The organism is Mesotoga sp. Brook.08.YT.4.2.5.2. (genome assembly GCF_003351125.1).
Classification (GTDB): Bacteria; Thermotogota; Thermotogae; order Petrotogales; family Kosmotogaceae; genus Mesotoga.
Window position 1 is genome coordinate 151,946 of record NZ_JPGZ01000040.1, and the last position, 21,414, is coordinate 173,359.

Sequence of the window (21,414 nt, forward strand, 5' to 3'; positions counted from 1 at the left end):
TCTGATTCAAGGGCCTCACAGTTAAAATAACTGAATGAACGAAGCAAATTGAAAAGGAACGCAACCTCTGCGTTCCTTTTCTCTTTTATAAATCTTTCTATCTATTTTTCGTGACAGGCTCGGTTTCTTGAACTCTTTTAACCGCAAAACCTACAGATGCTAAACTTCAAAAGCCGATGATAGAAGTACGGAGACCGTGAGAATTTATTTGATAAAGAAAGTGAGGCTTAGTAGCTGAGGACGAAGGCCGTTCGCCCTCCCTAAAAAGAGAAAATCTCGACATAATACTTTCTCATCCTCTCGTTTAATACTTCGTCTAAACAGTGTTCAGATGACATTGTGTAAGCAACGGCTCTGATCCGAACAAAAAAACTTATGGGTAATAATAACTAAAACCCGGTCAAAAGGAACGCAGTTGTCTTGCGTTCCTTCTAACTAACACGGTCTTTTTGAGGGTTTCTATTAGAAAACAATGCCTAATTCAGGATTTCGTCCAGCTCTTCAACGCTCTCTATTCCTTTGTCTGAGATCTCAAAAAGCATTCCATTGAAGATGAACTTGACTCTTTCTCCAAGGGCGAAGACCTTTGCAACCCATTCGCTTCTATCAGCCAATTCAAAATAAGCTTTGCTGTAAGCAACAAGGCTTATCGGTTCAAGTGTCTTGACCTCTTCGTCGTCCTGAACCCATATTCCTTTTTCGAGAGCAAATCCGACACTGTCTACAAATTTGTAGTCAGAGGCTCCGCTTCCGACAAACTGGTCTTGCTCCATCTCGGCAACAGACTTTGCAGCCATTACGGCATCTACAGCGGGGGAGGCGCTGAACCCGCCCCTGTCTCCCAGGGTAGAGGTCTGTATTCTTTCAGGGGCAATCAGGTAGGAGGTGAACTCGTTAATTATGTTGAATTTCTTTGAAAGAGCGATAATCTCTTGTTTCACTTCTTCTTTTGCCGCTATAGAGAGAGAGGAATCATACCTGTAGATATTTGCAAGATGAGCAATTCTCTTCTGTGCCCAGATCTTTGCAATAAATGGGTTGTCAGGATTCTTTGAAACTCTGAATAGATACTCGTATCTGTATCTCTCTAATCCTCTTGTTCCTTCTACGATTACTTTCAGATCGCCCTCTTCAAAGTAAATGCCGGAGAGTCTTAGAGCCTGTCCGGAGAATAGAGAATGCGGGCCGGTCGGAAGAACCTTCGCAACCTCCGATCCTTCGATAGATATAGTCACATTCTCTAGAGCCGGCGTCTCGATCGTCCTGTAAAGATCGGTAACCTTTCCTTCAATGTTTTCACCTTCAACAATGTAACTTACCCTTCCAGCGTTTTCCTGAACCAGTCTGTCCAAAAGTTCAGCGACAACGCCCGTTCCTACTCCAAAAGAAAACAGGTGTACATTTCTGGCTCTTGCCTCGGGAGTTGCATCGTTGATTATCTTCCCCGTGTCCGTAATTCCTTCGGTGGGAGCTCCATCTGTGAGAAAGAGGAGCACTTTGAACCTTCCCTGGTCGTCTTTGCTAAACATGTCTATGCTCGTTTGAAGAGCGTCATAGATATTTGTCATGCCATCTGCCTGAATGCGCCTTACATTCTCTATCCAGACAGCCCTTTCCGATGCATCGAGCAATCCTCCCGTGAGATTGTGGACATGGCCATCGAAAGTCACAATCGCAAAGCGGTCGCCAGAGCGAAGCATCTGAAGGACCTGCTCCAGAGCTCTTTTTGCCTGCTCCATCTTCTCGCCGTACATCGAGCCGGAAATGTCGAGAACGAAGACAACATCCTTGGGAATGATTGTTTCTTCTTTCAGTCTAGGAATAATTGTAAGAAGGAAGTATCCTTCATTCATGGCATCATCCCAGTGGGTGGCAAGGGATGAAGGTATCTCGTCTTCCGATGATGTGAGAACCAAAGCTACGTCTGAACCTGGCACGAAATCGGTTGCGCTAAAGATATAATCCCTGCCCGACGCACTTTCCATCTCTCTGAACGGGTGAGTCGGCGAATAGACCTCTGCAATCTCAAACGGGACCGAAACTCTGATGTTGACAGCTCCTATCGGAGCAGAGAGAAAGCTATCAATCTTTAAAGGATAGATCATCGAATAAGAATTAGAAGAAATCTCGAGAGGCTGACTGTATTGGATCAGGAACTGGCGTTTCTCTCCCGGTTCAAAGGGATATATGCTCATTCGGATCAGTTGAGTTCCAACGTACTCGAGCAATGCAGGGTCTTTCATTTTTGCGACAATTTCCTGATAGATTTCTCGGGCCTGATCTGCCGGCAGTACTTCTCCCTTAAGAACTTGATCCCCTATCTTCATAGTGAAGTCGCTAATCACGGCCGAAGATGGTATTGGGAAGAGATACACCGCTTCAAGCAATCTCATGGATTTGTTCTCAAATTCCTCCTCGATAATCACAGTTGCAATTCCGTCTTCGACTTTTATATGAACATTGTGAGAGTTCATAACAAACCCGCCTAGACCCCTTTCAATTGGATACGGTGGAACCACTACTCCGTTTGAAAAGACAGTTGCACCAGCCAAAACGAAAAGAACCATTGCCCCAAAACCCTTCATTCTATCGCCCCCTCTTTCTCCTTACTACATATGACATGAGAGAGGGCTACAAAGTTTGCTACATCAATGCGATTCAATATATGAGAATTCATAAATAGCTTATTATTGGCTCAAAAGAGATTTGACAATGCCTTTTGTCTTTACCAACAAAAAACCCGGAGATCAAAGATCTCCGGGAATATCTTGCTGACCCAAAAAATCTAGAATATCGAATCAGGTTCGTAGTAGAGTTCAGCGTTTTCAGCTGTAATAAGCTCTGCGGCGAGAATTATCTTAGAAGGAATCTGCTGCTGGTAGAATCCTTCCAGTGGATGGCCCCTCATTGCGAATACAGCCATCGAAATACCGGTAGCGATCATTGACGGCGGATATGTAACATCTGCTTTCACGAGAGGGTCATTGTCGATGATCTTCTTTATCATTTCCTTTGATCCGGCGCCACCGAGGAAGAGCTTGATATCATTTCTTCCTGACTCCCTGTAGGCTTGAAGAACTCCAACGAGAACGTCGTCATCCTGTGCCCAAACGGCGTCGATCTTTGGGTATTTCTGGAGATAGTTTTCCATGATTTCCAGTCCGCGGGCTGTATCCCAGTAAGCGGGCTGGGAATCGAGAATTCTTATGTCTGGATACTTAGCCATTACTTCATTAAATGCGTCGACTCTTTCGCTGTTTATTACACATGGAATGCCTTCAAGAACCACTATATCGCCTTTGTAATCAAGAGCTTCTGCCATCCACTCGGCGGAGACCCTTCCAAGTCCCGGGTTATCGCCGGCAACGTACACGTTTTCGACAGGCTTGGTGAGACCTCTGTCGACGGAGACAATAAATACCCCGCTGTTGTACGCTTTCTCAACTATCGGCGTGAGTGGTTCGGAGTCATGAGCAAGAATTACAAGAGCATCGATGCCCTTTACCATGAGGTCTTCAACATCTCCAACCTGTTTCGCGGGTGAATCGGCAGTGACTAGGAAGAACTCAACATCGGGATCCTTTTCGTTCCAGTCCTTTATTGCCCTCTGTGCCCACCATACTATTCCACCTGTCCAGCCGTGATCTGCACTCGGGATGGCGACACCAATCTTAATCTTCTCGGCAGCCATTGCAAAAGCCGAGAGTACAAACACTACAAGGATCATGAGAACTAATGCCTTTTTCACAAAAAACACCTCCTATTTCCTTTGGCCCCAACGGGGTTATTGAGCTCTCTTTCTCTGTATCAAGACCGCGCCAATTATTACTACTCCCTTGACCGTTCCTTGCAGATACGGTGAGACTCCCAGCATGTTCAGCATGTTGTTTATTATTCCGAGAGTGATCGCTCCGATTACGGTTCCAAAAATCGAACCCGAACCACCTGTCATAGGTGTTCCGCCGATTATGACTGCTGCAATGGCATCAAGTTCATAATTGAGACCGCCGTTAGTGGAACTCATAGAATTCAATCTGGCCGAGAGAAAGACAGCGGAGAATCCTACGGTTATTCCGACTGCTACGTATGACATGAATCTCGTTAGATTTACCTTTATTGCAGAATACTTTGCGACTTTCGGATTGGAGCCTACAGCACAAAGGTACCTACCATAACGTGTCTTATTGAGTATTATGGCAAAGACCACCGCAAGACTTATGAAAACGATAACCGGGTTCGGAATTCCTAGAATTCTCCCCATTCCAAGATCCGGGAAGAGCCTACTCTGCGATCTGAATACACCGGCACTTCCTATATACAACGCCATCGATCTGAATATGGCCATGGTACCTAGAGTAGCAATGAAAGGTGCTATCTTGCCAAGGGTGACCATCAATCCGTTAAGAGCTCCAAGTCCAGCACCGAAACCCAGCCCGATGAGAAGGGCAAAGAATATGGCCCATGGTTCCCCGCTTGCACCAAACACTCCCAGAAGCCAGTTCAGTGCAAGGATAACAATTCCACCGACCAGTGCAACCATCGAGCCGACCGAAAGATCGATTCCTCCCGAAATTATAACAAAGGTCATACCTAGCGCTATGATTCCAGTATAAGAAACCTGCCTCAAAATATTTAGAAGATTCTGAGTCTGAAGAAAATACGGGCTGGCGAAAGCGGATATCACGAACAGAATCGCAAGAGCTATTAACGGACCAAACTTCTCGTATTCGAATCGTCTACGGACATTCTCTCTTGCCATCTAAGCAACCCCCTTGAGTCCAGTGGCGTGAAGCATTATCTCCTCTTCATTGATATGTTCTCCTTCAAGGATTCCCATAATCCTCCCTTCTCTCATAACGATCACGCGATTACACATGCCCATGATTTCTTCAAGTTCAGAGGAGATCAGAATACAGGATACACCTTCCCTAACTAGCTCGTTTATGAATCTGTATATTTCTCTCTTCGCGTTAACGTCAATTCCTCTTGTGGGTTCGTCAAAGATGAATATTTCGGGCTCCGGATCGAGGGATTTGGCGAGAGACACTTTCTGCTGATTACCACCGCTGAAGAACTCCAGCCTCGTCTTCAGAGATGCTGCCCTGATGTTGAACTTGTCAACGTACTTCTTTGTCTTTTCCTTCTCCAACTTGTTGTTGATAAGTATCTTAGAGTAGGAAGGCAGTGAAATGAGGGTGGTGTTCTTTATCATGTCGAACGAAGTGAGGATTCCGCTTCCCTGGCGGTCTTCAGACAAGTAAGCTATTTTGTTCTTCACGGCATCGATAGGAGATCTAATCTCGACTGATTTTCCGTTGATGCTGATCTTGCCGGAGTCTTTCTTTCTGATGCCAATGATCGTCTCGGCAAGCTCAGTCCTTCCGGCGCCCACCAGACCAGCAAAGCCGAGAATCTCACCTTTGCGAAGGCCGAAGGAAATGTCTTCCAGAAGGCCATGCAAAGATAGACCCTCAACTTCAAAGACAATCTCTTCAGAGGGTGAAACCTTCTCGGGAAAGACCTGGCTCAGTTCACGACCAACCATCCTCCTCGCCATTTCTTCTTCATCTGCCTCGTCAGCTTGACTGATGCTAATCGTCTTTCCATCTCTCAGAACCATAACCCTATCGCAGATCTCTTTGACTTCCTTAAGTTTGTGAGATATGTAGATGATCGTGACACCGCTTTCTTTAAGATTTCTCATTAGGTCAAAGAGGGTCTCGATCTCATTTAGAGTTAAGACTGTTGTCGGTTCATCCATTATCAATAGCTTAGAATTAAAAGCAATTGCCTTTGCTATTTCAACCATCTGCTTTTGGGCTACGCTTAGCCTTTCAATCTTTTCCTCGGGATGTATTGATTTCTTGAGTTCCTCCAGAAGCGAGACAGTCCTCTTCTTCATCTCTCTCTTGTTAAGAAAGCCCTTACGAGTAATTTCGCTGCCTAGAAAGATATTTTCGTAGACGTTGAGTTCGTTGATCAGATTGAATTCCTGTGGAATCATGGAGATGCCTATCGCTTTTGCATGCAAGGGGTCCTTGATATCTACTTCATTATCCTCAAAGAAGACCTTTCCCTCTGTGGGTGTGTAGATTCCACTGAGAATCTTGACAAGCGTAGACTTACCGGCGCCATTTTCTCCGATTATCCCAAAGATTTCTCCCTTGTTTATCTCGATGTCTATATTGTCGAGAACTCTGACTCCTGAGAATTCCTTTGAAATTCCTTGGGTCTTTATTAGGGCATCACCCATTAGGTCACTCCTCAACTTCTCATTGCATCGTCAAAAGCGACGTTTGAAGGCTCAAAGTCAACTTTTCTCACAAAATCGGCTGCTTCTTTCGCTCCGAACTCTCTTTCCATTCCGCTGTCTTCCCATTCTACTGATAAGGGGCCGCTATAACCTATGTTATTCAGTTCTCTAATTATCTCTTCAAAATCAACGTCACCGTGACCGAGCGACCTGAAGTTCCATCCGCGTCTAGTGTCACCGAAGGTCATCATTGATCCTAAAATTCCGGCTTTGCCGTCGAGGGTCACTGCGGCGTCCTTCATGTGTACATGATAGATTCTTTCAGCGAAGTCCCTTACGAAAAGGTGGGGTTTGACTCCCTGCCAGATGAGGTGGCTTGGATCGAAATTGAACCCGAGCGTTTTTCTGTAATTGAATACTTCCAGCAACCTCTTGGCAGTGTAATAATCGAATGCAATCTCAGTGGGATGAACTTCGAGAGCGAAGGTAATTCCTTCGGCGTCAAACTTATCGAAAATCGGCGTCCAGAGATCAACTATCTCTTGATAAGCATCTTCCACCATTTTCTCCGTTGTCTGGGGGAATGAATACCAGAACTTCCATACGGGAGAACCCGTAAAGCCGGTCACTGTGTAACAGCCCATGTTCTTCGCGGCCGTTGGTGCGTACATCATTTGCTCGATACCCCATGCTCGAATCTTTTCCGGACTTCCTCCACAGCTTGCCGGTGCGAAGCCGTCGAGTCTGACATCGTACAGATCACCTACACATTGCCCCATTAGGTGTGCTCCGATGGCCCAGCACTTCAGATTGTGTCTTTCGAGGATTCGCCTTCTTTCATCGACGTACTTTGGGTCCTTCGCAGCCATTTCGAGATTCATATGATCGCCCCAACATGCTATCTCCAAACCATCATATCCCCATGAACTGGCCTTTTCACAGATTTCTTCGAAAGTGAGATCGGCCCACTGGCCTGTAAATAATGTAACTGGTCTTTTTCCCATGTCAAAACCTCCTGACTACAGATCTACCCAGACGCTTCCCTTCTGGGAGCTCTCGACTGCTTTTCCAATGAATCTAACTCCTGCCAGACCGTCCTCTACTGTGGGGAAGTCGGCGTCAGACAGATCTTCCCCATTTTTCTTTTTTATAAGAGTCGTTGCGAAATTCCTGTATATGTTCGCAAAAGCTTCGTAGTAACCTTCTGGATGTCCCGCAGGTATTCTGGAGACGTTTGCCGCAGACGGGAGCATGTAACCTCCGCCTCTTGAGAGTATCTGAACCGGCCCTCCTACATATGCCACCTTCAGGTAGTTTGGATTCTCCTGTTCCCATTCGATTGAACCTTTGCTTCCGAATATCCTTATCTTCAGGCCGTTGTCATGTCCTACTGCAACCTGTGATGCCCAGAAGACTCCTCTAGCCCCGTTGTCGAACCTGACGAGAATCTCTGCGTTGTCATCCAAAGTTCTTCCGGGAACAAATGAGTCCAGACTGGCACAGATGGACTTGAGCTTCAACCCCGTAATATAAGAAACAGTGTTTTCAATGTGACTGCCAATATCACCGACACAGTTCGACTTTCCCGTCTGAGAAGGATCTGTTCTCCAGGAAGCCTGCATATTACCAGTATCTTCCAACCTTGTTGCCAGCCAGTCCTGAGCATATTCTCCCATAACGACTCTAATCTCGCCGATTTCCCCTCTCTGTATCATCTCTCTTGCGTGTTTGACCATAGCGTTTCCCGAGTAGGCATATGCTACAGCAAAGAGAAGCTTCTTCTCTTGAGCTAATCTTGAGAGTTCCTCAGCTTCCGACTCATCCACAGTAAGAGGTTTCTCGCAAACAACATTTATATTTGCTTCAAGAAACCTCTTTGCAATAGGATAATGAGTGACGTTTGGAGTGCATATGCTTACGAAATCTATACAGTCTTCTCTGGAGGACTCCCTTTCGGCCATTTCTTCGTAGTCTTTGTATACTCTGTCGTCAGTAACTCCAAGCTTTTTCGCAGTCCTGATGGTGTCTTCGTAATCAATCGAGAAGCAGCCAGCTACAAGTTGTGCGAGACCGTCCATCGCTATTGCCTTTCTGTGAACGTCGCCAATGAAAGATCCCTCGCCACCGCCTACCATGCCATATCTTAACTGACCCGCTGAGGAGACTTCTTTGCCTTCAATCATTTTACTCACCTCTCGTCTATATTGAATCTCACCGATGTAGTACGAAGAAAAGGGCGAATTTCCCCTATTCTCTAAAATTATAGCTAAAATGGAACTCAATTCTTGCATGATAATTTGGCAAAGTAACGGGAGGAAAACGGAAGGATTTTGTGAGAAACAGCATTGGATTCCACTATTTTCACTATACGGAGGATAATCATCCCAGATCGTTACTGGAGCGCTTACAAGAGTGTCGTAACAATAACCGATAGTTGCCTTTAATTTTTTGCCCCATAAAAATATTTATCTGATGGAAATAGGGAGGCGTGGAAATGCCCCGCCTCAGTTTTGATAAGTCTGGAGCCCCCCTTTTATCTTGCTCTTTATTAAAAGGAATAATATAGCTGTCGTTAGACAGGTCCACAAAATCTGGAAAGCAAAACCGCTCCATTTTGAGCTCAGGTTCAGAATATCCCGTAACGCCACGAATGACCAGCAAGTAGGAGACCAGAAGAAACCCATTGCGCTCCCTCTGGAAGTATGAAAACTAGCATCACAGGCATAAGCAATAGCCAGCCACTGATCTTCAACTTTTCAATGCCGCTCATCTGAGAGGATGAAACTACACCGATGAGAAAGCCGACAACTACTCCGATTATCGAGCTCACAGCGCTAACTATTATCAGCTTCAGATAGTCGATGCCGGGGATATCGAATATCAAAGTCGCAACGAGCGCATGGAATAGAGGTATCACAATTCCCATGACACTTCTGCCAAAAATTAGTTCGTTCTTTGTGATAGGAGTTACCATGAGAGCCCTCATAGCTCCGGACTCTTTCTCTTCTATTATGTTGAATCCGATAACCATACCACCAAGAACAAAAGAAATAATGACTACAAAGCTGAAACCGAATACCGTAATCAGAGGAACGAGTCTTACTCTATCGCTCTCCTCCACTTCGAGTGATTTCCATACATCGAATTGAATTCCCGACAAAATAAGTTTCGCAGCTTCTTCGATTTCCTTCGATTTGTTTCCTTGAAGAACGAGGTTATATGATTTTCCGTCATGATATAGGCCGATAACATCGCTCTTGCCTCCGACTCTTTCTTTCAATTCAGCTTCAGATACAGCGAATTTAATATCTCCGAACTTCTTTAAGGTCTCTGCAGCCTCCTGACTTTGTCACCAAAAATGACGAAAGAGTAACAACGGTCTTTGAAACTCGCCCGATATTTCATTGGACTGAAAAAAGAATCCGGGGACATTTTGTGTTGTGCTTTCTGGCTTTTCTAATGGAACGCTCATTGGAGATTAAAGCAAAAAAGAATGGGATTGATGCATCTCCTCAAAAACTGAAGGAATCTCTCAAATCACTACAGGTGATGGGTTTTTCTACAAATCATAAGGACTATTTTTTGAAGACAAGGGGGGATCCGCTTGGGAATAGGTTGGTGAGGCTCTTTAGAATTAAGCCTCCCAACAATGTGACGGAACAATCTGAACTCGTTCTTTGATTTAGATAAGATTCAAGTCGCTTCTGTTCGTGGTGGCAATTTGGCATTTTTTTGTTGTAACTTTTGCGCTATGACTGATTTTGCACTCCCTGTCGTGACAAAGTCAAGTTACTTGTCAATCGCAATATATGAATAATCACTGGGGAAAAAAGAGAGCGGCATCTCACCGCTCTCCAAGGAAATTGCAGCTTACTCAAGAACGTCAATAGTTATTAATTTCAATGGAATGATAACCTTTGGTTCGACGCTTGCACCGTTGATGATTCTCTGAGCCGCAATCACTGCCATTTCCATCTGCAGGTAGGGCTGCTGCTGAACTGTTGCAATCATTTCTCCAGCCTTAATTGCAGCAATTGCATCGTCAGTCGCATCGATTCCGACGATCTTGATTTCATTCAGCCTTCCTGCGGCAATCGCCGATCTTACAGCACCCAGAGCCATTTCGTCATTGTGGGCGTAAATTCCATCCAGAACAGGGTTCCCCTGTAGAATGTCGTCAGCGACTCTCGCGCCTTCTTCCCTTGAGTAATTTGCTGTCAGTGATGCGACGACTTCAATACCGGGGTACTTCTTCATCTCGTCCATGAAACCGGCTTGCCTGTCTACTGACGAGGGCGCACCGGGAATTCCCTCAAGAATCGCAACTCTGCCTTTTCCGTCAAGAGCCTCTGCCATGGCGACTGCGGCCAGCATTCCGGCTTCTTTATTATCAATATCAAGATGCTGCGCCACAACTCCTCCATTCGAAGGTCTTGTAACTGTAATTACCGGGATTCCGGCTGCATTTGCTTCAAGAACTGCCGAGACTATTGCATCTGAATCAACTGGATTGATGATAAGTACATCAACCTTTCTCGTTATTAGATCCTGAATCTGAGCGAATTGAGTTTCCGGTTTGTCCTGTGCGTCTAGAACGATCAGTTTCAACCCAAGTTCACTTGCCTTTGCCTCTCCACCCTCTTTCATGGTTACGAAAAAGGGATTCGCCAGCGTGGAAACTGAGAATCCAATGGTCTTGGCCGCAAGGCCAGTTAGTGCCAGCAATCCAACCATCAAAATTACCAAAAGCATTCGTTTCATGTTACCCCTCCTTTTTGATAGGTAATCTTAATCACTACGTTTTGCCAGTACGGCAACGAGTATTATGACTCCTTTAACGATTTGCTGAAAGAACGATGAAACTCCAACTAGATTCATTCCATTATCAATAACACCTATTACCATGGCTCCCAGGAGTGTGCCCAACACGGTTCCCACTCCTCCTGAAAGGGAGGCTCCGCCAAGTATCACCGCAGCGATGACATTCATCTCAAGCCCTTCTGCAGCGTTCGGTTGCGCCGATAGCAATCTGGAAGTTATGAGAATGCCACCAAGGGCGCTCGTGAGGCCGGAAATTGCGAAAGCAAGCACCCTGTACTTCTTGACAGGAATTGCTGATAACCTGGCAGCTTCTTTGTTAGCTCCGATCGATTTAACATATATACCATGTTTGGTTTTGTTCAGTACAAAGAAGGCAAGAGCGAAGACCCCGGCGGCAATAATCGTTGATACCGGCACTGGACCGAGATAACCAGCGCCCATTATACCGAAATTAACCGGCAATCTAGATATTGGTTTTCCTCCCGTCCACACTAGCGCTACTCCTCGCGCAATTCCCATCATTGCAAGCGTTACTATGAAGGATTGAACTCTTCCGTAGACGGTGAGAACGCCATTTGTAAGCCCTATACCGATTCCCATAGCCAATCCCGCAATCATAGCAATAAATATTGAGCCCGTAGCGGTCAGAACTGCTGCGGTTGCAACTCCTACCAATGCTGCGGAAGAACCTACAGAAAGATCTATCTCTCCAGTTAGGATGACGAAGGTCATTCCGATGGCGACTATTAAGGTTATCGACACCTGCCTGGTTATATTGAGCAGATTTCTGGAATTGAAGAAGAAGGGAGATATCACTGAGAAGACTACCATCAGGATCACAAGAATTAGAATCAGTCCCAACTCTCCTTTGAGCAACTTCAGAAATTTTGCCCAAAACGCAGATCTATCCGTTTTCTCGATATTCTTTTCCATCTGCCCTAACCTCCAAGTGCCAGTGTCAATAACTGCTCTGTTGACGATTCTTTACCGACTAACTCACCTACTATTTCACCCTTTCTTATAACAAGTATTCGATCACAGATCGCACTCATCTCCCTGAACTCAGAAGACATTATTAGAATTCCCGTGCCGCGGTCGGCAAGATAATTTATCAGAGAATAGATCTCAGTCTTTGCGCCAATATCGATTCCGCGGGTCGGTTCATCTAGAATCAGGATATCGGGTTCACCGCATAGCCACTTCCCAATAACTACTTTCTGTTGATTACCGCCGGAAAGATTTTGGACTGCCATCTTTATGTCTAGCGGACGCACTCTCAACTTTTCACATGTATCCTTTGCGAGCTGCGATTTCTTCTTGTTGGAAACTACCCCTTTGGTAATGGCAAGATCGATATTTGCAACACAGATATTGTGCTCTACGTTAAGCCTTAGAAAAAGGCCTTGGCCCTTTCGATCCTCAGGGATGAAGGAAATGCCGTGTTTCTTTGCATCATCAGGCGACTTCAGACTTACTGCCTTGCCACCGATCGAAATATCGCCCTGCACAGAACTGTCGGCTCCGAAGAGTCCAAGTGCTAGCTCACTCTTTCCAGAGCCAATTATTCCAGTAATTCCCAGTATCTCGCCCTTTCTTAGAGAGAAATTGATTGGCGCAAACATCTTTTCTGTTCTGAACTCTCTCACTTCAAAGAGCTTCTCTTCTGATGAAGTCCCTTCTCGAACGGGGAACTCCTCTTTGAGCGTTCTTCCCAGCATTGATTTTACAAGCGTTTTCAGATCTACCGAACGAATGTCGAATGTTCCAGCGTTCTGGCCGTCTCTTAATACAGTCGCCCTATCACAAACGCGAAAAACCTCATCTAGGTGGTGAGATATGTAGATCATGTTTACTTCTTTCTTCTTCAGGTCATCCATGATTTTGAAGAGTGTGTCAATTTCCGCTCTGCTCATACCGGTTGTGGGTTCATCCAAAAGAAGAATATTCGCATTGATAGAGAGAGCTTTGATGATTTCTATTATCCTTTTCTGGCCAAGTCCCAAATCGCCCACAAAAGCACTCGGATCCACAGCAATTGCAAAGGAGGAAAGATACTTTGCCGCTTTATCCAGAAGCTCTCTCTTTTTGATGGAGCCAAAGAAAGACTTTGTTGGCTCGTGGCCAAGGAAAATGTTTTCAGCAACCGTAAGAGAGTCCACCAGACTAAGCTCCTGATATATTGCGCCGATTCCTTTGTGCCTAGCATCGACAGGGTCTTCGATCGTCACACTTTTCCCTCTCACTTGAATCGATCCGGAATCCATTTTGTGGACACCGGTAAGGATTTTGATTAACGTTGATTTTCCGGCGCCGTTCTCCCCAAGAAGCGCGTGAACTTCGCCCTCGGCAAGTTCGAAACTTACATCTTTCAGTGCGTGTATACCTCCAAAAGATTTATGGATTCCTTCGAGCTTCAGCACAGTTTCAGGCACTTCTTACACCCGCTTTCCTAGCAAATCCCGTACGCTCTCTGACGAAGGGATAGAAGTCTGAGCACCGGAAATTGTTGTACTTAACGCTCCAGCTGCATTTGCCCATGCTAGAGACTGTCTCAGGCTTTCACCTTTTGAAAGGGCTGCCGCCAGCGCTCCGGAAAAAACATCTCCTGCAGCAGTAGTATCAACGCAGTTAACTTTGAAGGGATCGAGCTCTATAAAGCAGTCTTCATCGAGGCCCACGATGCCCTTTTCGCCCAGAGTAACTATCGGTAATCTGAAACCCAGCAGCCTAAGTTTCTCAAGAGCATCACGTGCCGACTCTTTATCACGTACTTCTATACCGGTGAGTATCCTCGCCTCCGTTTCGTTTGGTTTTATGAGATGAACCAAAGATGCAATGGAATCGGGAAATCCCTGTCTTGGGGCAGGCGCAGGATCGACAATGGTAAACATGCCTTTCTCGTGAGCCATTTCTATTGCCCTGTAGATAGTCTCTTCTGCTATCTCCATGGTTAGCAAAAGAATTCTTCCCGATTGGAAGAGATCCGAGTTCCTCTCTACATCAGCGGGAGAGAGTAATGCGTTGCTGCCTGGAGTGAATGAAATCGAGTTCTGGCCCTTCTTATCAACTCGTATCATTGCTATTCCGGCTGTTCTTTCGGGATCTCTGAGAATTCTGGAAGTGTCGACTCCCTTTTCACTCATCAAATTAACCAACTCTACGCTGAATCTGTCACCGCCGAGTTTAGTGAACATCTGAACCTTGGCGCCATTCATTGCAGCCGCGACCGCCTGATTGCCACCTTTACCGCCCGGATAGGTACTGAAGTTGTCCGTAAGAACTGTCTCACCTGGCTCTGGAAGGCTGTCCATTACCATAACAAGATCCATATTCATACTTCCCATGCACAGAATCTCTCCGTTGAAGTCGAAATCAACCATCTTTAGCCTCCCTTCGAAGAGGCTCGACACTTTTCATGAACTTCTTCACTCTGTCGGGATCCACAGGATTCTTCCAGTTGTTGTCTTTCTTGAAGTAACTGCCAACAATCGCTCCATCAGAAAATTTCAGCAACTCACTCGCATTATCTTCCGTTAGGCCGCTACCGATTATTACGGGGACGCGAACGGTATCGCTGAATCTCCTTACTTTCCCAGCATCGGGTGCTTGTCCTGTTTCAAATCCAGTAACTATTAGTACTTCTGCGCCTTCAGACTCTGCATCGTGGGCCTGTTCCTCCACACTTCTGTCCGAAATGATGAAATGGCTTCCATGCTTGACATTGACGTCGCACATGAACTTGACGTCTTCTGCGCCGAGGAGTTTTCTGTATCTAGCGAGTTCTGCCCCGATACCTTCTGTCAAACCGGCGTGAGAAACATATGCATTCACCCATTCGAAGACTCTTATCCATCTGGCTCCTGCTGCAACAGCCGCTGCAAGCGAAACCTTCCCTCCATTGAGATGGCAGTTCACTCCCACTGGAATTCTGACGGCTTCCCGAACCTTCTGAGTCGCCACTGCCAGGGCTGCCGAGGTTTCATGACCGATCTTCTCACCCTTGAGATAAGGGAAGTCCCAGATATTCTCTATTTGAAGTCCGTCGACACCGCAATCCTCCATGGTTCTTGCCTCTTCAACGGCGATCTTGAGTATCTCCTTCATTCCAAACCTGGCAGAATCATATCTTGGCGAACCTGGGAGGGGACGCAGGTGTATCATTCCTATAATGGGTTTATCGATTTCGAATATTTCTTCAAGAACTTCCTTGTTTCTTTTCACAATTACCACCTCTTTGTCTTTCGGCGCAACTGCAGAACAGTATCCTTGATCGATGAATAGAGAAAATATCGATATCTAGAAATCTACTCCGGAAACGAGTATGATGTTCGCGTAGGGAGTGAACTCTCCTGTCTTCACAAATACTTTGACTTCTTTGCCTTGGAGACTGCCATTTAGAACTAGATCCTTAAATTCTGGATGAGGTATATTCTCCTCTACAATGTCGTTCCCCTTGTTCTTGATTTGCGAAACAATTTCCTTCAGTTGTGAATAGATTTCGGGGCTTACCGATTTAGTTTCGTCAGCGATAATTACCTTCTCGATTTCAAGTTCCTCGAGTACGACCTTAACGACATCTACGAACCTGGGGAGATCCCTTCCTACCGATACATCGATGCAGATTGTGTTTTCGTGCCTTGGGAATGGAAACCCTCTGTCTGTAATAACTAACATGTCGCCGTGGCCAAGTCTTGCCACTTCTCTTGCAAGATCGTTGTGAAGAATACCCTTTGTCTTCATTCCTTCACCTCCATTGATTTGTCATATTTCAGTTGATTCCCTCACTATAAGCTGTGAATCCAGCTCTATCTTTCTCGTGTGGACATCTTCACCACTCTGCTTCTTCATTATCTTCTCAAGAAGCAACTTCATTGCTGCCCTTCCGGCTTCATACTTCGGCTGATTCACAGTCGTCATCGCCGGGATTACTAGTGACGAGTAAAGAACATTGTCAAACCCCGCGATGGAGATATCTATCGGAATCTTTAAACCATGCTGTTTTGCTGCCTCGATTGCCCCCCACGCCATCATGTCATTCCCGGCAAAAATAGCAGTAGGTCTGTTCTTAAGTTTCAATATTTTCTGCTTCATTATCTTGAATCCGTCTTCATATTTGAAGCTACCGTAATAGATTCTTATATCTCCTTTGCGTATTCCATCTCTCTCGAGCTCGCTGCAGAATCCCTGAAGCCTTCTTACTGCGCTGGGCACATCACTTGGCCCTGCTATGCAGGCGAATCTATTGTGGCCTTTGTTTAGTAAGTGTCTGGCTAATTGAGCAGAACCTTTGAAATTATTCGTGTAGATTACGTCAATTAGTGGATTCTCGATTGTGAGATGCCTGTCAAGAATCACCATGGGCATTCCATCTGAGAGATCTGCTAGAAGCCCCTCTTCCATTCTGGGTGCAACATTGATCACACCATCAACTCCGTGGCCAAGGAAGGAAATCAACGTCTCTTCTTCTCTGTAACTCTTTCCGTCGCTGTTGCAAAGAAACATCTGATAATCGTGATCGAGGGCAATGCTTTCCACGCCTCTCGCAATTTCTGCGAAGTACGGATTAGTTATATCTGGAACCAGAAGTCCAACCAGGAATGACTTTCGAATTTTCAGACTTCTGGCAATTTTACTTGGTCTGTACTGAAGGGCGTTTATGGATTCAAGGACAGCGCTTTTCAGTTCAGGACTCACGAACTTCTTCCCAGATATTACATTTGATACTGTCGCGACCGATACTCCAGCATGTTTGGCAACATCTTTCATATTAGCCATTTCATGGACCCTCACTCGATTTCTAGTTAAACGTTTAGTTAATCGTTTAACTAGAGTGTATCATCCATGAACTTGTATTCAAAACCCAGCTATGTTTGAATGAAAGCAGTTATCTTTGAAGGAGGGTGATTAAAATAGTTTTGCTAAGAAAATCGCAAGTATTCAAAGTGAAGCCTGCTTATTTCTGACCAGTGGGAGCTGGCGCCATGACTGGATAATCTGAATGTTTGTCTTTCCAGAAGCGAAAAACTATTCACACGAAAACTGTTCGAAATCGCATTGGCTTAGTGTTTGTTGTTTGTGGAAATTGATCAGATTGTATTATGATGTATGAGTTTTTTGTAGTATTATTGCACAGAAGTCATCGTGGGAGGTGGTTATGTGAGCTTAGAGAAGAGGCTTTACAAGTCGAGAAAGGACAAAGTGATAGACGGTCTAGCTGCAGGAATAGGGGAGTATTTAGGAATCGATCCGGTGATTGTAAGATTGGTCTTTGTTGCACTTGTTTTTGCAGGTGGAGCCGGTTTGCTGATTTATATCATCGGCATGTTCATAGTGCCGAGGGCTCCAATCAACAAAGAGAACAATGTTGTGATAATGGATGAGGAGGGTAAGCCGATAGAAGAGGGAGAGAAAGAGGCGCTTTCGGATGACAAAAGCAAGCTGATTATTGCTGGGCTTCTCATTGTTTTTGGCATAGCACTCTTGTTAGGGTCATTCACTCCCTGGAACATTTTCAGCGGGATATTCTGGAAGTTTGTTATTGGAATAGTATTGATAGCAGGTGGAGGGTTCGTAATCTATAAGTCCGTAAGCAGGAGCTGATTATATGAGAATTGCAATGGGATTGATTTTCGTCTTGGTTGGTGTCTTGCTGATCTTTGGATTGTTCACTGGAGACACACTTCTCAATGCCCTGGTCAATCTCGCAAATTACTGGCCGATTATTCTTGTCCTGGTCGGGTTAAGCATTCTTTCAAGCGTAAAGGCCCTTCGCTGGATCAGATACGTTAATGTCCTGCTTATTGTCGCTTTTGTGCTGTTCATATTCTTTTGGCCCTCGCCATTTCTCTCGGGCGAGAAAGCCGTTAGGAATTCTGTGACACTTGAGGCTTCTGAGTCTTCCAGAAGCATTGAGATTTTACTCAACCTTGCGATGGCTAACATTACTGTTGAATCATTGATGGAAGATGTAGCGTCTTCAACGTTTGCGGTAGTCGAATATTCAGTTCGAGGCACCGATCTCAGGATTGAAGAGGATAGTACGCAGCTATCTCAAAGGTTTGTGATAAGACCTGATTCAAACGTCTCTTGGCTTGGAACAAGTACCGTAGTGATTAAGCTGAACCCAGATTATAACTATGTGCTCAAGTTTGACAGCGCGGTAATGAATGGCAGGTTCAATCTGGCTGAGCTGAAAGTTGACGAACTGAAGTTGAGCGGGGCTGTTATTAAGACAAAATTGATTATACCTGAAGTGGGCCCCTCAAATACTAAAGTCAATGCTGCCATTATCAACTCAGAGATTATTATCCCAGACGGTATTAGGTCTATTCTGAAAGCTAATGCTGCCATACGGAATATTAGAACAGATCTGTCATATACCGGAGACAAAGAGTATGTGTTTGAGGGTTCAACATTTGATTTCAGCTCATATCTTACTTTTGACAGTGCAATAATGAATCTGAGAGTCCTACGCTGAAGCCAGTTTTAGAGCTTTGTCGCAAATGGAGATTTCCATGGGCAGGGTTCCGACAACCTCCCCATCCATCTGAATAATTACATCTCTGTCGCTTATGACAGAAATAGATCTGGCGTTTCTGTAGCTTACTGTATCCACGACTAGATGTTCGCCGCGATAGATCTTCGGGAAGTGGTACAGAAGACGGAGCTTTGACATCTTTGAGACACCAACTATGTCCATGAGCCCATCATCTACAAGCGCTTTGGGGGCGATTCTCATTCCTCCTCCAAAGTAGTTTCCGTTTGCCATAGTAAGAAAAAAGAATCTGTCCGAGAACTTTTCTCCGTCAATGGTGAAACTTAGCGGATAAGTTCTCGAAGTGATGAATTCGATCAGAAAGGAAAGCAGGTATGCCATCTTTCCACTGGTCTTGAATCTCGATTTGTTCATTCTGTTAGTCTGAAGTTCCCCGACAGGAAATTAATGAGACTCTTTCCCAGAGAGAAAAAAGGCACAAGAATGTTGTGAAAGTGTAGACAGTAAATGGTCAATTTACAATTGACTTCGCTCGTTTCTTTGTGCTATGATTCTGTTATGAATTACAAACCTAAAGGCCTTTATTTAGCTAAGATTGTGAGTAAGTACAAGGACAGAGAATACTTCACTTATCTTCTGAGAAGAAGCTATCGAGAAGATGGTAAGGTGAAACAGCAAACCATTGCCAACCTTACTGAATTGCCAGAAGTTACTAGAGAGTTAGTCAAAGAGAGTCTCCAGGGGAGAGTCTTTCTTCCATCCGAAGAGGCAATTGAGATTACTCGGTCGAGAGCTCATGGTAATGTTGCGGTTATAAGTAAGGTAATGGAGGATCTAGGTATTTCCGAATTGCTTTCTTCTCGAAGGAGTAGAGAAAGCGATCTAATAGAGGCGATGATAGTTGCAAGGATAATAAACCCTCAGACGAAGCTTTCCACAATACGCTGGTGGGATAATACCACTATTCCCGAAGAGTTCTCAGTGGAAGATGCGGACGAAGATGAGTTATATACTGCTCTGGACTGGTTGCTCCAGAGGCAAGAGACGATAGAAAGGAAACTTGCGCAGAGACACTTAAGAGAAGGAAGTCTTGTTCTTTACGATGTCTCTTCGAGTTACTATGAAGGGAGTCATTGTAAGCTTGCGAGTTATGGTTATAACAGAGACAAGAAGAAGGGAAAGAAACAGATAGTCTATGGACTCATGACGGATTCTAAAGGTATACCAATATCCATACAGGTATATCCGGGATGTACGAGTGACACTAAAACGATAGGGGAACAGGTAGACAAGGTAAAGGAAGAGTTCAAAGTAGAAAGGTTCGTCGTGGTCGGAGACAGAGGGATGTTAACGCAGGGGCAGATAGACAGATTGAAGGCTCTCGGTGGAGTTGACTGGATTAGTGCCTTTAGAGGGCCTACAATTAAGAGTCTCTTTGAAAATGGGTATTTACAGCTGAGCTTATTTGACGAGAGAGACCTTCTTGAGATAGACTCACCCGATTATCCTGGGGAGAGGTTAATAGTCTGCAGGAATCCCTTTCTTGCAGAAGAGAGAAGGAGAACGAGAGAAGACTTACTCAGGGTGACTGAAGAAAACCTGAACAAACTCTTGAGAAGGATCGCTTCAGGAAGGTTGAGAGAGGCGGGGAAGATAGGGCAGGCACTGGGAAGGATAGAGAACAGGTACAAGATGGCCAAGCATTTCATTTTCAAGATAGAGGATGGGAAGTTCGATTACAGGAGAAATGAAGAAAGTATAGCCTTTGAAGCTTCTCTTGATGGATTTTATATAATCCGAACCAGTGTAGAGAAAGAGAAGTTGACTGCAGAAGAAGTGGTGTACAGCTACAAGAGTCTATCCAGAGTTGAGAGGGCATTCAGGACGCTAAAGGGAGTGGATCTGAAGATACGGCCAATACACCACTGGCTTGAGAAAAGAGTGAGGGCTCACATATTTCTCTGCATGCTAGCGTATTATGTTGAATGGCATTTGAGGGAGTTATGGAAGAGCATGATCTTCACTGACGAATATACCGATAGAGAACATGTACTACAGGCTATTAGATCCAAAAGCGCACTTGAGAAGACGAGGAAGAAGAAGCTGAGTGACGGGACACCGGTACACAGCTTTCAGACTCTTCTATCTGAAATGAGTACGATTGTCTGTAACGATGCCAGGGTACCTGCGGTACCGGAGATACCTTCATTCACGATAATAACAACTCCCAACGAGGTACAGAGAAAAGCTCTTGAACTTGTCGGATTGAAACAACTCAGCAAACGTAGACAGAAATAATCACTTCATTTCTCTGAAATCCTTTCAGATAGCTATTTCTTGCTTGCTCAGTTCGGGAACTTCAGGTTAGTGATTGCCGCATCGAAACCTGCTCCAACAACGTTTACTGCATATCTAGTTGAATTAGTGCCGTTGAAATCTTTGAAGTTTACCCTTAGCAGGTCGATCTCGCGAATTCTCTTTCCAGATGCTATTTTCACCATTTCTCTGTAGTCTTGTTCAAGGTTTATGGCTCTCGCGAGATCATTCCCTGAGCCAACGGCGACTATGCCGATAGAAGCTCCCGAATTGCCAGCTTTCATTCCGTTTATGACCTCATTCAGAGTCCCGTCTCCGCCAACACTTATTATTCTCTCGTAGCCGCTGTTAAGAGCCACAAACTGCAGAGCATCACCTATACCCGTCGTTATGTGTAGGTCATAATCACCAAGTTTTTCGCGAATCAGTTCGGAGATGTAGCTTTCAAACTCACGGCCTGCTTGACCATGACTGGCATTTGGATTAACTACTACGAGCGTATTCAAAACACCTTACCTCCGCTTAAGCT

Annotated in this window: 19 protein-coding genes; 3 read left to right on the top strand and 16 right to left on the bottom strand. The window is 45.0% G+C overall.

Going from position 1 to position 21,414, the window contains the following annotated elements; genetic code table 11:
* Nucleotides 1-476: 476 nt before the first annotated feature.
* From Q502_RS10970 to Q502_RS11040, 14 genes are all read right to left on the bottom strand, one after another.
* On the bottom strand, nt 477-2,585 hold the full coding sequence (locus Q502_RS10970; protein WP_102819208.1) for a VIT domain-containing protein: 2,109 nt from the start codon (nt 2,583-2,585) through the stop codon (nt 477-479).
* 200 nt (nt 2,586-2,785) lie between these two features.
* Nucleotides 2,786-3,748 (bottom strand): ABC transporter substrate-binding protein, encoded by a 963-nt coding sequence (locus Q502_RS10975; protein ID WP_099829892.1) that lies wholly within the window; start codon nt 3,746-3,748, stop codon nt 2,786-2,788.
* 36 nt (nt 3,749-3,784) lie between these two features.
* Nucleotides 3,785-4,759, bottom strand: coding sequence for an ABC transporter permease (locus Q502_RS10980; protein ID WP_099829894.1), 975 nt, complete (start codon nt 4,757-4,759; stop codon nt 3,785-3,787).
* The gene (locus Q502_RS10985; protein ID WP_099829896.1) at nt 4,760-6,253 is read right to left on the bottom strand and encodes a sugar ABC transporter ATP-binding protein; all 1,494 of its coding nucleotides are present in this window, start codon (nt 6,251-6,253) and stop codon (nt 4,760-4,762) included. It lies immediately after the preceding gene.
* Nucleotides 6,254-6,264: 11 nt separating this feature from the next.
* Nucleotides 6,265-7,257: a sugar phosphate isomerase/epimerase gene (locus tag Q502_RS10990; RefSeq protein WP_099829897.1), complete on the bottom strand. Its 993-nt coding sequence runs from the start codon at nt 7,255-7,257 to the stop codon at nt 6,265-6,267.
* 15 nt (nt 7,258-7,272) lie between these two features.
* Entirely contained in the window at nt 7,273-8,436 is a 1,164-nt protein-coding gene (locus Q502_RS10995; RefSeq protein ID WP_099829899.1) for a Gfo/Idh/MocA family protein, read from the bottom strand.
* Nucleotides 8,437-8,879: 443 nt separating this feature from the next.
* Entirely contained in the window at nt 8,880-9,533 is a 654-nt protein-coding gene (locus Q502_RS11000) for an ABC transporter permease (protein WP_243392319.1), read from the bottom strand.
* Nucleotides 9,534-10,123: 590 nt separating this feature from the next.
* Nucleotides 10,124-11,014, bottom strand: coding sequence for a substrate-binding domain-containing protein (locus Q502_RS11010; RefSeq protein WP_099829903.1), 891 nt, complete (start codon nt 11,012-11,014; stop codon nt 10,124-10,126).
* 27 nt (nt 11,015-11,041) lie between these two features.
* Complete coding sequence (locus Q502_RS11015; protein WP_099829905.1) at nt 11,042-12,007, bottom strand: ABC transporter permease; 966 nt, start codon at nt 12,005-12,007, stop codon at nt 11,042-11,044.
* 5 nt (nt 12,008-12,012) lie between these two features.
* Nucleotides 12,013-13,506 carry a sugar ABC transporter ATP-binding protein gene (locus Q502_RS11020; protein ID WP_099829906.1) on the bottom strand — a complete coding sequence of 498 codons (1,494 nt, stop codon included), beginning with the start codon at nt 13,504-13,506 and terminating at the stop codon, nt 12,013-12,015.
* A gap of 3 nt (nt 13,507-13,509) precedes the next feature.
* Nucleotides 13,510-14,454 (bottom strand): ribokinase, encoded by a 945-nt coding sequence (gene rbsK / locus Q502_RS11025; protein WP_099829908.1) that lies wholly within the window; start codon nt 14,452-14,454, stop codon nt 13,510-13,512.
* A complete protein-coding gene (locus tag Q502_RS11030; RefSeq protein ID WP_099829910.1) occupies nt 14,447-15,295 on the bottom strand; it encodes a BtpA/SgcQ family protein in 849 nt (282 codons plus the stop codon). Before Q502_RS11030 ends, rbsK begins: the two co-directional genes overlap by 8 nt.
* Nucleotides 15,296-15,370: 75 nt before the next feature.
* Complete coding sequence (gene rbsD, locus Q502_RS11035) at nt 15,371-15,814, bottom strand: D-ribose pyranase (protein WP_099829912.1); 444 nt, start codon at nt 15,812-15,814, stop codon at nt 15,371-15,373.
* Between the two features lie 21 nt (nt 15,815-15,835).
* Nucleotides 15,836-16,849, bottom strand: coding sequence for a LacI family DNA-binding transcriptional regulator (locus tag Q502_RS11040; protein WP_099829914.1), 1,014 nt, complete (start codon nt 16,847-16,849; stop codon nt 15,836-15,838).
* 381 nt (nt 16,850-17,230) lie between these two features.
* Here Q502_RS11040 and Q502_RS11045 point away from each other — a divergent pair, with 381 nt between their 5' ends.
* Both Q502_RS11045 and Q502_RS11050 read left to right on the top strand, forming a co-directional pair.
* Nucleotides 17,231-17,674 (top strand): PspC domain-containing protein, encoded by a 444-nt coding sequence (locus Q502_RS11045; RefSeq protein ID WP_099829915.1) that lies wholly within the window; start codon nt 17,231-17,233, stop codon nt 17,672-17,674.
* Nucleotides 17,675-17,678: 4 nt separating this feature from the next.
* Entirely contained in the window at nt 17,679-18,551 is an 873-nt protein-coding gene (locus tag Q502_RS11050; protein ID WP_099829917.1) for a hypothetical protein, read from the top strand.
* Here Q502_RS11050 and Q502_RS11055 read toward each other — a convergent pair.
* A complete protein-coding gene (locus tag Q502_RS11055) occupies nt 18,543-18,983 on the bottom strand; it encodes a diacylglycerol kinase family protein (protein WP_243392320.1) in 441 nt (146 codons plus the stop codon). The two genes, Q502_RS11050 and Q502_RS11055, sit on opposite strands and share 9 nt — an antisense overlap.
* 144 nt (nt 18,984-19,127) lie before the next feature.
* Here Q502_RS11055 and Q502_RS11060 point away from each other — a divergent pair, with 144 nt between their 5' ends.
* Complete coding sequence (locus tag Q502_RS11060) at nt 19,128-20,867, top strand: IS1634 family transposase (RefSeq protein WP_114794158.1); 1,740 nt, start codon at nt 19,128-19,130, stop codon at nt 20,865-20,867.
* 47 nt (nt 20,868-20,914) lie between these two features.
* On the opposite strand, the gene Q502_RS11065 is transcribed toward Q502_RS11060, so the two are convergent.
* The gene (locus tag Q502_RS11065) at nt 20,915-21,391 is read right to left on the bottom strand and encodes a diacylglycerol kinase family protein (protein ID WP_099829919.1); all 477 of its coding nucleotides are present in this window, start codon (nt 21,389-21,391) and stop codon (nt 20,915-20,917) included.
* Nucleotides 21,392-21,414: the final 23 nt, after the last annotated feature.